13 protein-coding genes are annotated in these 16,183 nt (G+C 37.6%); 8 read left to right on the top strand and 5 right to left on the bottom strand.

Annotation, left to right across the window (positions count from 1 at the left end; all coding sequences use genetic code 11):
• Positions 1–7: 7 nt before the first annotated feature.
• The 3 genes from QUH73_RS11730 to guaB all read right to left on the bottom strand — a co-directional run bounded on the left by QUH73_RS11730 (position 8) and on the right by guaB (position 4,015).
• Positions 8–850, bottom strand: a complete 843-nt coding sequence (locus QUH73_RS11730) for a hypothetical protein (RefSeq protein ID WP_289530628.1) — start codon at positions 848–850, stop codon at positions 8–10.
• On the bottom strand, positions 843–2,462 hold the full coding sequence (locus QUH73_RS11725; RefSeq protein ID WP_289530627.1) for a peptidylprolyl isomerase: 1,620 nt from the start codon (positions 2,460–2,462) through the stop codon (positions 843–845). The genes QUH73_RS11730 and QUH73_RS11725 overlap by 8 nt, the downstream gene beginning before the upstream one ends.
• Before the next feature lie 83 nt (positions 2,463–2,545).
• The gene (gene guaB, locus QUH73_RS11720; protein ID WP_289530626.1) at positions 2,546–4,015 is read right to left on the bottom strand and encodes an IMP dehydrogenase; all 1,470 of its coding nucleotides are present in this window, start codon (positions 4,013–4,015) and stop codon (positions 2,546–2,548) included.
• A gap of 179 nt (positions 4,016–4,194) precedes the next feature.
• Between guaB and QUH73_RS11715 the strand changes: the two genes are divergently transcribed.
• From QUH73_RS11715 to QUH73_RS11680, 8 genes are all read left to right on the top strand, one after another.
• A complete protein-coding gene (locus tag QUH73_RS11715; RefSeq protein WP_289530625.1) occupies positions 4,195–6,102 on the top strand; it encodes a RecQ family ATP-dependent DNA helicase in 1,908 nt (635 codons plus the stop codon).
• A 99-nt stretch (positions 6,103–6,201) separates the two neighbouring features.
• A complete protein-coding gene (locus QUH73_RS11710) occupies positions 6,202–6,831 on the top strand; it encodes a DUF5063 domain-containing protein (protein WP_289530624.1) in 630 nt (209 codons plus the stop codon).
• Positions 6,832–6,874: 43 nt separating this feature from the next.
• Positions 6,875–7,459: a 3'-5' exonuclease gene (locus tag QUH73_RS11705; protein ID WP_289530623.1), complete on the top strand. Its 585-nt coding sequence runs from the start codon at positions 6,875–6,877 to the stop codon at positions 7,457–7,459.
• 148 nt (positions 7,460–7,607) lie between these two features.
• Positions 7,608–8,795 (top strand): class I SAM-dependent rRNA methyltransferase, encoded by a 1,188-nt coding sequence (locus tag QUH73_RS11700; RefSeq protein WP_289530622.1) that lies wholly within the window; start codon positions 7,608–7,610, stop codon positions 8,793–8,795.
• A gap of 124 nt (positions 8,796–8,919) precedes the next feature.
• On the top strand, positions 8,920–10,128 hold the full coding sequence (locus QUH73_RS11695) for a DEAD/DEAH box helicase (RefSeq protein ID WP_289530621.1): 1,209 nt from the start codon (positions 8,920–8,922) through the stop codon (positions 10,126–10,128).
• A 19-nt stretch (positions 10,129–10,147) separates the two neighbouring features.
• Positions 10,148–11,350: a protoporphyrinogen/coproporphyrinogen oxidase gene (locus tag QUH73_RS11690; RefSeq protein ID WP_289530620.1), complete on the top strand. Its 1,203-nt coding sequence runs from the start codon at positions 10,148–10,150 to the stop codon at positions 11,348–11,350.
• Positions 11,351–11,503: 153 nt separating this feature from the next.
• The gene (locus tag QUH73_RS11685) at positions 11,504–13,633 is read left to right on the top strand and encodes a Tex family protein (protein WP_289530619.1); all 2,130 of its coding nucleotides are present in this window, start codon (positions 11,504–11,506) and stop codon (positions 13,631–13,633) included.
• A gap of 511 nt (positions 13,634–14,144) precedes the next feature.
• Entirely contained in the window at positions 14,145–14,381 is a 237-nt protein-coding gene (locus QUH73_RS11680) for a hypothetical protein (protein ID WP_289530618.1), read from the top strand.
• A 170-nt stretch (positions 14,382–14,551) separates the two neighbouring features.
• On the opposite strand, the gene QUH73_RS11675 is transcribed toward QUH73_RS11680, so the two are convergent.
• On the bottom strand, positions 14,552–15,277 hold the full coding sequence (locus QUH73_RS11675; RefSeq protein ID WP_289530617.1) for a head GIN domain-containing protein: 726 nt from the start codon (positions 15,275–15,277) through the stop codon (positions 14,552–14,554).
• Positions 15,278–15,434: 157 nt separating this feature from the next.
• A complete protein-coding gene (locus tag QUH73_RS11670) occupies positions 15,435–16,160 on the bottom strand; it encodes a head GIN domain-containing protein (RefSeq protein WP_289530616.1) in 726 nt (241 codons plus the stop codon).
• Positions 16,161–16,183 lie beyond the last annotated feature (23 nt).

Below are 16,183 nucleotides of genomic sequence, written 5' to 3'. Positions count from 1 at the left end.
TTATGGATTAATAAATTTTGAATTTGTTTTTGGATTCAGCATCTCTGTAAATATTTTCTTCCAAATTTTTAATAAACTGAATTTTACGTTTGTTTAATAATATTTTTTTAATGTCTTCCTTAACAAAAGGCAAAGGAGCAAGATTGTCTTTTAGTTTAAATTCCTGAATTTTCACAAAGTAATGATGTGTTGAATCGCTTGTCTCATAGTATTTTGTATGCTTCAGAAACTTATCTTCATCATTTATACTACCTGGAAGTTTATTCAAAAGTTCCTGCGCATAAATCCAACGATCGCTAAAATTATCAAATTTTGTCGCATTCTGAAAACAGTAATCTTCCAATTCAGCCCAATCGTCTTCTTTTTCCGATTTGTAAAGCTTTTGAACTTTTGAAAGATTAGGAACCGGAATAGGTACTTTTATATACAATGCCTTAAGAATGTTTCGGTTTAAAATGAAATTGGCCGAATAGCTCCTGTAATAATTATCGATTTCAAATTGACTAACCAGAGTGTCAATTTTCTGTTCTATTAATTGTTGCTGGTACTTGTGAATTATTAGTGATGATCGGTAGTCTTCAACCATCTTACTAACATCTTTATCTTCCTCAGTCAGATTGAGTTCTGCTTTTGATATAATAAGTTGTTTTTTAATCCACTGATGTGTATAGTTTTGGGCAATAAGAAGGCTGTCCTCCTTGCTGATTCCATTTGGAATTACCTCTTTAACGGTACTTAAATAAAGAATGTTGTCGTTTACTTTTGCTATTGGCTTATCGTTTTTACTTTTATTCGAACTGCATGAATAAAAAATTACAAAAAGTAATAATAGTAAGGAATATTTAGTCATTTTGTTGTTGAACTATTTTGTTTAATGCTGATTGTGAGATTTCAATTTTGTATTTTTTTCGCAATTGATCTTCCCAAACTTCTTTTAAATACATTTTGTAATCAGAAGTAACCTCTTGTTTAATGCTTTCAAAATCAACATTGTTGTTGTATCTATTTATCTGGTTTTGATAGAATTCCATCAAACCTGTATTGTTGTGTTTTGCCGGCAGCCAAACTTTTTGTTTTGTAATGCCCAGAATTAACACCCTGTTTTCATAATTTTGAATCAGATTTATAAGATCGTTATTGCTCTCAAGTAACTGATTTTTGTAAAAGGCTAAGATACTATTGTTTGAGAAATTATCGTAAATTCGGTTAATGTATTCTATAAAATTTTCATAAATATCTTTAGATGCCTGCTGACTAAGATAATTTGCAAAATCTTCTTGAGTATATCCCTTTCCTGCTATTGTGAAAAGAGGTTCCCATAAATCAGCATAGGCATAATCTAAAATGGAATAAAAATTAGAAAGAAGCTCTCTGTTTTCTTTAAATTGATAGTCTTTCTTTATTTTGGCTATCAATTCTTCAGTACTTAGTTTTGAACGACTGTCTGATGCAATTAGGTGTTGAATTTCTTCTCTGCAATTGTCTAATGAAGAATAGTTTTTTGTATCGGTTAATTGTAAAATATGATATCCGAAATCAGTTTTAACGGGTTTCGATATTTCTCCAATTTCTTTTAGTTGAAATGCAGCTTCTTCAATTTTCGGGTGTGTTTCAAATAATCCAAACCAAGGAAGAATTCCTCCTGATGGAGCTGATCTTTTATCTGCGGAATTCTCTTTTGCTAATTGTGCGAAATCAGTACCTTCCATAAGCATTGCATAAAGCGAATCAATTTGTTGTTTTATTTCCGATTCATTTTCGGGTTGGTACTCCAGAAGTATGTGTCTGACTTTTACTTTTCCAGGATTTGGTATTTTTTCTAGAATTTGAATTATATGGTAGCCAAATTGCGTTCTTACGGGTTTCGAAAATTCGCCGATCTTCAATTTGTAAGCAGCAGATTCAAACTGGTATTCCATGTCGAATGCGGTAAAATAACCTAATTCTCCATGGTTTTCTTTTACCGATTGATCATCTGATTTTTTTCGTGCTGTTTTTTCAAATGATCTTCCTTGTAACAGATCCTGATAAATTTCCTGTGCTTTCTGATAAGCTGCAAGTGTATCGTTAGCTCGCTTGCTGATTTTCACTAAAATATGTCTCGCTCTAAGAAAATACTGAATCCGGTTGAAAGCTTCCTTCGTTTTTTCTTCTGTTATAACTGTAGGGTAAAGAAACGAATTAAGGGCTATGTCTCTGTTGATTTGTAATTCGTGTTTTACTTCAGGAAGTGTATCAATCCTTATTTTTTTTGCTTCGGCTAATTTAACTTGAAACAGGATGTAAAGATTCAGAGCTTCTTCTATAGATAACTGATGGTTTGCCTGGTATAGTTCTTTAAACTCCTGAGAAGAGAAAGGAGTGTTGTTTATGGTAAAAAGAGTATCTGTTGGATGTGATTGCCCAAAGCTTGCCATTTGGCAACACAGCATTATTGATAGATAAAAGAATACTCTCTTCATTTAGCAGATTTAATGTGATCATTGAACCGCAAAAAAAAATGATAACCTGTACGCGACAGGCTATCATGAAATATCAGATATGACTATCTGCTGTAATTTGGAGCTTCGCGGGTAATTGCAACATCATGAGGATGACTTTCTGCCATTCCCGAAGCGGTTATTTTTACAAATTTAGCATTGTGAAGTGCTTCGATATTAGGAGCACCACAATAACCCATTCCGGCTCTTAGTCCACCTACCAATTGATAGATAACTTCATAAAGGGTTCCTTTATAAGGTACACGGGCTACAATTCCTTCCGGAACTAATTTTTTGATATCATCTTCAGCATCCTGAAAGTAACGGTCTTTTGATCCTTGCTGCATGGCTTCAATGGATCCCATACCTCGGTATGATTTAAATTTACGACCATTGTAAATGATTGTTTCTCCTGGTGACTCTTCAACGCCTGCAAATAGTGAACCTGCCATAATTGAATCTGCACCGGCAGCTATTGCTTTTACGATATCTCCTGAATACCGTAAACCACCATCTGCAATTACAGGAACACCAGTTCCTTCAAGGGCTTTGGCAATTTCAAAAATCGCGGTAAGCTGAGGAACGCCAACACCTGCAATTACACGTGTAGTACAAATAGAACCAGGACCGATACCAACTTTTACAGCATCAGCACCTGCTTCAACTAAAAATAAAGCAGCTTCAGGAGTTGCAATGTTTCCAACAACAAACTGCATGTCTGGAAATCTTTTCTTCGCAATTTTAAGCAGATCGGCTACACCTTTTGTGTGGCCGTGAGCTGTATCGATAATAATTGCATCGGTATTTGCATGCACCAATGCTTCAATTCTGTCAAGAGTATCGCCTGAAACACCTACAGCTGCAGCTACTCTTAGTCTCCCTTTTTCATCTTTACATGCCAAAGGCTTATCTTTTGCCTTGGTGATATCTTTATAAGTAACCAGGCCAATTAATTTATTGTCGGAATCAATAACAGGTAATTTCTCAATTTTATAAGCCTGAAGAATTGCGGCGGCCTTTTCGAGGTCGGTTGAGACCGAAGTCGTTACCAAATTTTCTTTGGTCATTATCTCAGAAATAGGACGATCCATATCCAACTCGAAACGAAGATCACGATTGGTCACAATACCTTTTAATGATTTGTCTGATTCGACAACAGGAATACCACCAATTTTAAATTCTTTCATCAATGCCAATGCATCTTTAACTGTTTTGTAGGAAGCAATAGTAATAGGATCATAAATCATCCCATTTTCTGCTCTCTTCACAGTCATAACCTGTTTGGCCTGAGATTTAATACTCATGTTTTTGTGGATGACGCCAATTCCACCTTCACGGGCAATAGAGATGGCTAAAGCCGATTCGGTTACAGTATCCATTGCTGCTGATACAATTGGAGTGTTCAGAGTAATGTTACGGGTGAAACGGGTTTTTAAATTTACATCTCTGGGTAATACTTCCGAGTATGCAGGAACTAAAAGTACATCATCAAAAGTCAGGCCGTCAGAAATAATTTTATCAGAAACAAATGACATTATGCAATAATTTTAGATTTAAATTGCATGCGAAATTACAAAAAAATAGTGGAACAGAGATCGTTCTGAATTCTAAAAAGTGTTAATTAGTTGATTCATTTCAAAAGTTACTATTTTTAATTAGTTATTTATCTTTCGAAATCGTGTTTTTTTAATCAAATTAGTTGTTATTCAGTTCAATGGATCGTTTTAACGGGATTCTAAAAAAATATTGGGGCTATGTAGGTTTTCGACCTTTGCAGGATGAGATTATTAAATCTGTTGCAGATGGGAAGGATACGCTTGGTTTAATGCCAACAGGAGGAGGGAAGTCTTTAACTTTTCAGATTCCTGCATTGGCGATGGAAGGGATATGTCTTGTTGTTTCTCCTTTGGTCGCTCTAATGAAAGATCAGGTGCAAAACCTAAAAGACAAAGGCATTAAGGCTGAACTTCTGTATTCAGGATTGACGCATAAAGAAATTGAAATTATTCTGGATAAGTGTTTATTCGGAAATATTAAATTTCTATATATCTCGCCCGAGCGGATAGGTTCAGATTTATTTCAAATAAAATTAAGGCAAATGAATGTTTGTCTGATTGCAGTTGATGAATCGCATTGCATATCGCAATGGGGTTATGATTTTCGGCCTGCTTATTTAAAAATAACACACTTGCGGGAGTTGCTTCCCGAAGTGCCGGTTTTGGCTTTAACAGCTACGGCAACATCTGATGTAGTTAATGATATTCAGGATAAACTGGGATTTAAGGAGAAGAATGTTTTTCGGAAGAGTTTTGAACGCAGGAATTTAATTTATCTGGTTAGGGAGGTTGAAGATAAAAAGAGATATCTGCTAAAAATATTCAGCAAGCAGAGGGGAAGTTCGGTTGTATATGTTCGAAGTAGAAAAAGATGTAAAGAATTAGCCGAGTTTTTAAAAACAAATCATATCAGGGCGGAATATTATCATGCCGGTTTACCAAATGAGGTGAAGGATTTTCGTCAGGACAGATGGAAAAGGGGCATTTTTCAGGTTATGGTCGCGACCAATGCTTTCGGAATGGGTATTGATAAAGCTGATGTGCGAACCGTAGTTCATATGGATTTACCCGATTCGTTGGAAGCTTATTTTCAGGAGGCCGGCCGTGCTGGTCGCGATGGGAAAAAAGCCTTTGCAGTATTGCTTTACTCGAAACCGGACAGAGTACAATTGTTGAAACGGATTTCTACTTCTTTTCCTGAAAAAGACACAATCAAAAGAGTGTATCAATCGGTGGGGAACTTTCTGCAGGTTGCTGAGGGGGCAGGAAAGGATGCAGTTTTCGATTTCGATTTAGCTTTGTTTTGCCATAATTTCAAATTTAATGTACTTCAGGCTTTTAATAGTTTAAAGGTTTTGCAAAGAGCGGGATATTTGGAGCTTACTGATGATTTGGAACACGAATCAAGAATACATTTTCGAATTGAAAGAGATGATTTGTATAAATTTCAGGTAGCCAATAAAGATTTTGATGCTTTTATAAAAGTTCTTCTTCGGTCTTTTACCGGTTTATTTACCGATTTTGTTCCTGTTAATATTGATTTACTGGCAAAACGGACAAAAACGTCTAAGGAGTTAATTATTTTTTATTTGAAAGAATTATCTAAATACAAGGTGATTCAATACATTCCCAGAAAAAAAACACCATTCATTATTTATACGCAGGAACGATTACCGCTTAATTTTATAAAGTTTACGAAAGAAGTTTATCAGGATCGAAAGGAAAATTTATCTCAGAAAATTAATGCGGTAATTAATTACGCTGAAACAACAACCATCTGTCGGTCGAAATATTTATTGGAGTATTTTGGACAAAAATACGCTCCTGAATGCGGGCAATGTGATATTTGCAAAGAGGCGGAGGGAAATGGCTTGAGTAAGGACGAGTTTACTAAGATTTATAATGAAATTTACGCCACATTGGGCAAGGAAACTTTATGTGTTGATGAGATTATTAAAGTGTCGAAACACTCAGAAGAATCGGTTTTGGAGGTGATTCGTTTTTTGAAAGACAATGAAGAGGTTGAGTCTTTAAATGGCAATCGTGTTCGTTGGATCTCCTTTTAACTCTTGTTTTTATTCTTTTGTAAGCAGTAGTATATTACTATTCTGCCAAATATTCGTAAAATCTTATTATTTTTGCATGCTTATAGTATTAGATAGAAGATGAAAGATCAGTTTGACCATATTGTTTATTCAAAAAATGTTATCGAGTTTGTAGCAGTTGCCAATGAGTTTTGTTTGCTGTTGGAAACCTGTGCTAAGATATCAAAGATTGATTTTATAGAAACAGCTCAGAAATTATTGCCTTTGCTTTACCTAAAGGCATGTTTGTTGCCTAAAAATGAAACAGACTTAGAGGAAGAGATTGAAAAATTCGTTTCTGAGTCGGATTGGGAATTCATTCATTCTTCGGTTCAGTCAAAAATGGGAGCTCACGATCAGTATCTTGAAGTGTTCGAAGAAGATATGGAATATAGTGAAACACCTGTTGTTGCTTCTATATCAGAAAATTTTGCCGATATTTATCAGGATATAAAGGATTTCCTTACCTCCTACAGAATTGGCACAATGGATGTGATGAACGAGGCATTGTGGGATCTAAATAATAGTTTCTATCAACATTGGGGACAGAATTTAGTAAATTCATTGCGGTCAATTCATAATTTGGTGGCCAAAAACGAAAATCTTGATGAGGAGATTGAAGATTCAGATCGCCCCAAATTAGATAATATCGATTTAAGTGACTCAATCTTTTCGCAGAGGAAAAGAGAATGGGGAGAAGAGGATCAATAGATGGGAAAATAAATTCATGTTTTCCTTAGAAAAAGAGTAATAGATGTTACCATTTCAAAAATCAATTACAAAGGAAGAAGTAAACGAATTGCCATTACAGGGCTTTGATGGTGAAATTGTTCTGGTCGATCAAGACATGGAACTGGATGACGCTGTTCAGTATTTGAAAAAATTTCCAATTCTGGGATTCGATACAGAAACGCGACCGTCATTTAAAAAGGGAAGAGTTAACGATGTAGCTTTGTTGCAGTTGGCGGCTAATTCCAAGACTTTCCTTTTCAGGATAAATAAAATAGGATTGCCTGAGCAATTGCTTGATCTTCTTGCTGATCCACAAATACTAAAAGTAGGTGCGGCTATAAAAGATGATATTAAGGGATTACAAAAAGTAAATGATTTTGATGCCAACGGTTTTCTTGAGTTGCAGGAATATGTCTCAAAGTTTGGGATTGAAAGTTTCTCTCTTAAAAAACTGTCAGCTATTGTTCTTAATTTCAGAATCTCGAAGCGCCAGCAGGTTTCCAACTGGGAAGCTGAAGAGTTAAGTTTCGGACAATTAAAATATGCAGCTACTGATGCTTGGGTGTCTCTTAAGATATTCGAAAAGCTCAAAGCTTCAATAGTATAGTAAACAAAGCTTTAATTAAGAGAATTCTTCTTTAGTATCTGTCCTGAATTATAAAAGTTTGAATTATTATTTTAAAGAGAGAATCGGCAGTGAAAATTATTTTTCCGATTAGAATTCTCTCTGTTCAAAAAGAAAAGAAATTTCCAAAATGATAAATTATCCAAAAGTTATCCTAAAACAAGGGAAAGAACACTCTATTAAACGATTTCATCCCTGGATTTTTTCGGGAGCGGTAAGTAGAGTGGACGAAGGGCTGGAAGAAGGAGATTTGGTTGCTGTTTATTCGGCAAAAGAAGAGTTTTTAGGGATCGGGCATATTGCCATTGGATCCATTGTGGTGAGAATTATTTCCTTCGAAAAAGTAGAGATCAATCTTGATTTTTGGGTGGGAAAATTCGAATCGGCCTGCAATATGCGTAAAGCAATTGGTTTGTATGGAACTGCAGATAATAATGTTTGTCGTTTGGTGCATGGTGAGGGAGATGGATTGTCTGGATTAATCATTGATTTTTATGCGGGAACTGCTGTGATTCAATGCCATTCGGTTGGGATGTATTTACATCGCGAAGAAATTGCGAAAGCATTATTAATCGTTTTGGGTGATGATTTAAAAGCTGTTTACGATAAATCGGAAGGAACAATTCCTTTTAAATCAGGAATTGAACCGAAGAATGAATATTTGTATGGAAATACAGATTCGTTTGTTGCTTTAGAGAATGGATTGAAATTCAATGTTGATTGGTTAAAAGGACAAAAAACTGGATTCTTTATCGATCAGCGCGAGAACAGAAACCTTTTGGAACAATACTCAAAGGGACGATCGGTGCTGAATATGTTTTGCTATACCGGAGGATTCTCCTTTTATGCCATGCGTGGAGGTGCTGATTTGGTGCATTCGGTAGACAGTTCGGCACGGGCCATTGAGATTACAAAAGAAAATGTTGAATTAAATTTCCCGGGAGATTCCCGTCATGAGGCATTTTCGGAGGATGCTTTCAAATATTTGGATCGATCAGCAGGAAAATACGATTTGATTGTATTGGATCCTCCCGCTTTTGCAAAACACAAAAATGTGCTCGTGAATGCTTTAAAAGGATACAAACGATTAAATACAATAGGTTTCGAACAGATAAGGAGTGGTGGTATCCTATTTACTTTTTCCTGCTCGCAGGCGGTAAGTAAAGAGGATTTTAGAAAAGCCATTTTTGCTGCGGCAGCGAGTGCCGGAAGAACAGTACGGATTCTTCATCAGTTAACACAACCGGCTGATCATCCTGTAAACATCTACCATCCTGAGGGAGAATACCTAAAAGGATTGGTTTTATACGTAGAGTAGTATAAATATTTTCACAGAGGAATTGGTAACAGAATTATCAGTTTTTTGTATCTTCCCTGTTGCTTGATATTTAGTTGGTTTTCAAATTTGAAAACCCAGTAATCAATAAGTAAATCGAAAAAAATTGAAGTTTTCTGAATTTAACTTTACACCTGAATTAATGGACGGGCTTGCAGCCATGGGGTTCGAAACTCCTTCTCCTGTTCAGGAACTTGCTATACCGCAAATCATCGACAATAAGGATTTAATTTGTTGTGCTCAGACAGGTACGGGAAAAACCGCAGCCTATTTGCTGCCAATAATGGATAAAATACAAAAGAATAAAATTGATGGTTTTAGCACTTTAATTTTAGTGCCGACCCGTGAACTGGCGATGCAAATCGATCAGCAAATGGAAGGTTTTGGCTACTTCGTATCAATTACATCGCTTTCGGTTTATGGAGGTGGAGACTCTTCTGTTTGGGATCAGCAGAAAAGGGGATTAATGGAAGGTGCTGATATTGTAATCGCCACTCCCGGCCGAATGATTTCTCATTTGAGTCTGGGCTATGTAAACACATCTAAATTAAAGCATCTGATTTTAGATGAGGCGGATAGAATGCTGGATATGGGGTTCTTTGACGATTTAATGCAAATCATTGGTCATTTGCCGAAAGAGCGTCAGAATTTAATGTTTTCGGCTACCATGCCACCAAAAATTCGCGAGCTTGCCAATACCATGATGAATGATCCTGAGAGCATCAATATTGCAATGTCGAAACCGGCAGCGGGTGTTTTGCAGGCGGCATATATGCTTTATCCTGAGCAAAAAATTCCTTTGATCAATCATTTATTGAAAGGCAAAGACATCAAAAGTGTTATTATTTTCTCTGCCACCAAGCTGAATGTAAAAGCAATTACCAAAGAGCTAATAAAGAATAAATTTAAAGCGGCAGGAATTCAATCCGATTTGGAACAAAAAGAGCGTGAAGATGTTCTTCGAGATTTTAAAAACCGCAAGTATCAGATTTTGGTGGCTACGGATATTATTGCCCGGGGAATTGATATCGATTCAATCGACTTGGTGATCAATTTTGATGTGCCTCATGATGCTGAAGATTATGTGCATCGAGTTGGACGAACAGCCAGAGCTGAAACCGAAGGAGTTGCGATTACTTTAATAACTCCGAAAGATCAGAATGATTTTAAAAAGATAGAAGATTTGATTGAATCTTCAATTTATAAGATTCCTGTGCCCGAAGAATTAGGAGAAGCTCCTGAGTACAATCCAAAGTCATATAGTGGAGGCGGGAAAAAGAAATTTTTCAAGAAAAAGAATTTTAAAAAGAAATAAATCCAAACGAACCCAAATCATGACTCATTCTAAAGTATACGACATGATTGTTGTGGGCGCCGGTATTAGTGGACTAAGCCTGGCCTGTCAAGTTGCCAAAAAAGGAAAACAAGTTCTTGTATTAGAAGGAGATGATAGAATTGGCGGTTGTTTAAATACTTACTACCACGATAAAAATGATTTTTGGGTGGAAATGGGAGCGCATACTTTCTATGCTTCCTATACAAACTTGATTGCGTTGATTCAGTCTTCAGGTTTGGAACCAAGTATTGAGCCAAGAGCTAAGGTGGAAATGAAAGTTTTTACTAACAAGCATGAGAAAATCATGTCGGGGGTTAGTAAATGGGAATTGTTAACATCAGTGCCAAAATTGTTTTTTTCGAAGCGTGACGGAAAAACGGTAAAAGAATACTTTGGTAATATTGTTGGCAAAAAGAACTACGAAAAGGTTTTTAACCGCATGTTTAGTGCGGTAATTGTTCAAAATGCAGATGACTTTTCTGCAGAATTTTTCCTGAAACGAAGAAAAACAAAAAGTAAGGAACATCCTAAAAGCTTTATCCTGAAAAGGGGAATGCAGAGTTTTATGAATGCATTGGCCGAAACTGAAAATATCACACTTCTTACCGGGCAAAAAGTGGTTTCGGTTCAAAAAGAGAATGAGGTGAGCGTTACTACAGAATCAGGAGAAGAATTCAACGCGAAAGACATTGCTTTTGCTGTAACTCCATCGGTTGCCGGCGGTTTACTTACTGAAATTGATTCCGATTTGGCTGCTAAGCTGAAAGAATATACCACAAAAAATATTTTATCGAGAACCGTTGTTCTGCCAAAGGAAAAATTGTCCTTCGATCCGGTTTCCTTTATTATTCCCTTGCAAGATTCTTGCCTTTCAATGGTGACAAGAGATGTAATGGAGCATAAGGAATCAAGAGGATTTGCTTTCCATTTTGAGAGAAATAGTATTGCGAAAGAAGAGCAGGAAGCTTTAATGGCAAAAATGCTGGGTGTTGATGAATCTGATTTGGGGAAAACAATTGTGGCAAATCACAGGTTGCCAGTTTTGGATTTGGGTCATAAAGAGCGAATTCAGGAAATTCAAAAATTGGCGGAACAAGCAGGAGTTTATCTGACCGGCAATTATTTTAACGGACTTTCGTTAGAAGATTGTGTAGAGCGTTCAGGAAATGAATGCAAAAGATACCTAAGAAATAATAGTTAAGAGGCAGGAGAGGTCTCAAAATATTATATCCAAAACAATGAAAAAAGGAGTTTGGTAATAGCTCTTATTTTGACAAAGGAAATCAATGAAAATTAATTAAATATTTTTGTTCTCCTTGACTCTTGATACTTTGTACTTGATACTTATACAGAAATGAAAAAATACATAGATCACATAAAGAAAAGCTTGCAGTTGCAGGCTTTTCAGGTTGAAAACACCTTGCAGCTTTTAAGTGAAGGTGCCACTTTGCCATTTATTTCCCGATACAGAAAAGAGATGACCGGTAGTTTGGATGAAGTTCAGATTGGCAATATAAAAGACGAAATTGCCCGTTTAACGGAGCTGGACAAGCGTCGCGATAGCATTTTGGATTCCATTGAGAAGCAGGACAAGCTGACGGATGAATTGAAACAACGCATTCTGGCTTGTGGTGAGCTAAATCAGTTGGAAGATTTGTACCTGCCCTACAAGCAAAAGCGAAAAACCAAGGCGGTAAAGGCCAGGGAAAAGGGACTGGAACCATTGGCGAAAATTCTGATGAAACAGGAAGAACGTGATGTAGAAGGTCGCGCCACTCAGTTTTTATCGGATGAAGTGCCAAACACCGATGAAGCTCTGCAGGGGGCACGTGATATTATTGCCGAGTGGGTAAACGAAAATGAGGTGGCCAGAAATTCGGTTCGCAGCATATTTCAGCGTCAGGCGGTAATTCGTTCTAAAGTAGTAAAGGGAAAAGAGGAAGAAGGAGAGAAATTCAAAGATTATTTTGAGTCGGAAGAGCCTTTAAAAAGAGTAGCCTCGCATAGAATACTGGCTTTGCGAAGGGGCGAGGCCGAAGGAGTTTTGCGTGTAAGCATTGCTCCCGATGAGGAGGAAGTATTGGATCGGTTGAACCGGCTTTTTGTGAAAGGAAATACTCCGGCTTCCCAGCAGGTTGAACTAGCAGTTAAAGATGCCTACAAAAGATTGTTGGGATCGTCACTGGAAACAGAATTTGCGAACACATCCAAAGAAGCAGCTGATAAAGAAGCCATTCGTGTGTTTTCAGAGAATTTGAGACAGTTGCTTCTTTCATCTCCGCTGGGACAAAAACGTGTTTTGGCTTTAGATCCGGGTTACCGAAGTGGTTGTAAAGTAGTTTGTTTGGATGCGCAGGGAAATTTGCTGCACAACGAAACTATTTATCCGCATCCGCCGCAAAATCAGGGAAGTATGGCGGCTAAAAAGCTGACCAATATGGTCGAGACCTATAACATTCAGGCCATTGCTATTGGTAACGGAACAGCCAGCCGGGAAACAGAACGATTTGTAACCAATCTGCATTACGACCGCAAGGTTCAGGTTTTTGTGGTGAGCGAGGCCGGAGCTTCTATTTACTCCGCATCGAAAGTGGCCCGCGAAGAATTTCCCGAATATGATGTTACTGTGCGTGGTGCGGTTTCTATTGGCCGCCGGTTAATGGATCCATTGGCCGAGTTGGTGAAAATTGAAGCCAAATCGATCGGCGTGGGACAGTATCAGCACGATGTAGATCAGAATTTACTGCAGCAAAGCCTCGATCAGGTGGTTGAATCTTGTGTAAACAAGGTGGGTGTTAACTTGAATACGGCCAGTAAGCATTTACTGAACTACGTGTCGGGTTTGGGCCCGCAATTGGCTCAGAATATTGTTGATTACCGTGCCGAAAACGGAGCTTTTAATACCCGCAAAGAAATATCCAAAGTGAAACGAATGGGCGCGAAGGCATTCGAGCAATGTGCAGGTTTTCTTCGAATTCCAAATTCCGATAATCCCTTGGATAATTCAGCAGTGCATCCCGAATCGTATGGCATTGTGAAGCAAATGGCAAAAGACTTAAAGTGTTCGGTGGCCGATTTAATTGCCGATCAGGAATTGCGTAAGCAAATTGATCTGAATAAATATGTAAGCGATGAGGTAGGATTGCCTACCCTTAAAGATATTATTGAGGAATTGGAAAAGCCGGGCCGCGATCCGCGGACCATCATCAAAGTATTCCAGTTTAAAGAAGGAATTTACAAAGTAGAGCAGTTGGAAGTGGGCATGGAGTTGCCGGGAATTGTAACCAATATCACCAATTTTGGCGCCTTTGTTGATGTTGGCGTGAAGCAGGATGGTTTGGTTCATATCTCACAATTGGCTAATCGATTTGTGTCGAATCCGGCCGATGTGGTTCAGTTGCATCAGCACGTAAACGTGAAGGTAACCGAGGTTGATGTGGCCCGCAAACGCATTCAACTATCCATGAAAGAATGCGAGCAGTAAATCGAAACAGATACATTCCTCGAAGGTAAAATTCGGGGGATTTTTATTTGCGTACGATTATTATGGGGTTCCCCTTCGGGTCAGGCTTTCCATTCAAACTCCTCGCTCGTTCCTCACTGTGGGGTTTCCATTTTAATCCTTAACCCACCGATGCGAACCTTGTGCAAATAAAATCAACCAATATTCTTTCCTCGGGTCGATGCCCCAAGCTCCGATGTGTCAGGCCTTCAGCCTGATTAAAATTATGATTTGGGAAAGCTTCAGCCGCAAAAAAATGCCTTTCCCGAACAGGGGAAAGTCTGAAATCAAAAAAAGATACCTTTCCCCAACAGGGAAAGGTTTGAAATCAATGAAAGCAGAGCATCCCGTTATGGGGAGGCTTTGAACTAGATAAAAGATGGAGCTCCCGAACTTTTTGGGTGCTGAAATGGGATTTTTTTACCGATTGCATGGGAGGGATATTCCGATTTTTCCAATACTTTTGTGAATCGAGACTTAAAAATAAGAAAGCATGGAATTTAACGATCAGGAAGTAATTATAGAATGTCCGCATTGCAAGTGCGAAATTATTGTAAATATATTGGAGATCACCAATCATAAAACAGTAAGCTGTCCAAAGTGTTTGGGTAAAGTCGATTTAGCGGCAAACGATCCTTCTGCAAAATTGGGAGTTCCCAAAACTTACATGCCGTTCGAAGGTTTGGGTGACTATCTGAAACAGATTGAGGAGAAGAAAAAGAAGAAATAATATAAAGAACTTTCACCACGCAGGCAAATGCCTCTTTGTAGCTCAGCATTCTCTGTGGTAGAAAAAAAACAGGAAGAAATTTTGACCACGGAGTACACAAAGAATCACAGAGAAAAAAAAGGGTAAGAATTAGAAGAGGCATCTCGTTTCGGAAATGCCTCTTTGTAGCTCTAACGACGATTAACATCACCACCGTTAGAATCACTTGTATTTACCTCTTCAGGATGCCCGTAGTAATTAATATAACCAAAAGAACTGGCCCTTGCATCAATAGCTTCCGATGCATAAAGGCTAACACCTGCTACACCTGAAGCTTTTGCTTGGCCTACTTTTGCGATTAACTCTTTAGCTTCTAAGTGACTTCCACTACTTGCTTCTCCTGAAAAATAATTTGCTTTTCCTGTTAATAATGCATTGGCTCCTGAACTTGTGTTGCAAGTAATATCATTTGCATTAATTTCCATTTTTGCAAAACCACCACTACTTATATTAATGTCTAAATTAGTAGTGGTAAGAGCACCTCTCGTTTCTACCTTGGCACCGCTCAATATATTAATTTCATAAACATCAACAAGTGTTACATATACATTTAATTTGGTAGCTCTCCTAAAATGTCCATCTATTTTAATAATTAGCTCATTGCCTTTTACGCGTGTAGTAATATTATCCAGTAAATTTTCATCTGTTTCAACAATAAGTGATTCCTTGTCACCCTGAACGATATATACATTAATACCCATACTTGCAGATATTACTGAGAAGGATGCTATCTCACGATTTTCTTTTTGTATGTTCCCATTGCCTTTTTTGCTCCAGAATCGTGCATTAACATTAGAGGATAGCAAAAAAGAAAGAAGCACAATTAGTAGGCTTGTTTTTTGAATTAATCTTGTCATGAATCTATAGTTCTAGTGAAACGGTATTTAGCAATGAGACGATGTAAGCTACCTGTAAGTTACAGGCCAATTTAAGATAAGAGGATATTAATGATAAATAGTTGCTTATGGGGCAAAAAAAGAGACATTCCCGAATAGAAAATGCCTCTTTGTAGCTCTAACGACGATTAACATCTCCACCGCTTGAGTCACTTACGTTTACTTTTGTAGGATTGCCATAGTATCTAACATCGCCACCAGAACTGGCACTTGCCTCAATTTCTTCTTCGGCGTAAACCGTAACATCACCACCACTGGAAGCTTTTGCTTTACATCTTTTTGCAATTAATTGCTTTGCTTTTAAATCACTTCCACTACTTGCTTTGCCAGCAAAAAAATCAGCTTTTCCACTAAGGGTCGCATCAGCACCAGAGCTAACACTGCAACTTAATTCTTTTGCGTTTAATTCCATTTTGGCATCAGCACCGCTGCTTACCGAAATATCTAATTTTTCAGCATTTATCATGTTTCTGGTTTCTAAATCGGCACCACTTGAAACGTGTATTTCGTTTACATTTACCAGAGTAACATAAACATCCATTTTAGTTGCCCTGCGAATAGTACCATCTACCTTAAGAATCAGTTCGTTTCCTTTTACTTTGGTAACGATGTATTCCATCAGGTTTTCGTCGGCTTCAACACTTATCGATTCCTTGTCGCCCTGAAGCACATATACGTTAAGACCCATACTTGCCGATATTGCAGAGAATGACCCGATTTCACGATCTTGTGTTTGAACATTGCCGTTCCCTTTTTCGCCCCAAAATTGAGCATTTGTATTTCCTGTGAACAGGAAAGTAAGACCTACAATTAGAAGGGAGGCCTTTTTGATAAATTTTTTCATAGGTATTGTGTTTTAAGTGAAAA

The organism is Labilibaculum sp. K2S, assembly GCF_030372765.1.
Classification (GTDB): Bacteria; Bacteroidota; Bacteroidia; order Bacteroidales; family Marinifilaceae; genus Labilibaculum.
Note: the sequence above shows the minus strand (reverse complement) of the source record. Positions and strands in the feature narration are given on the sequence as shown.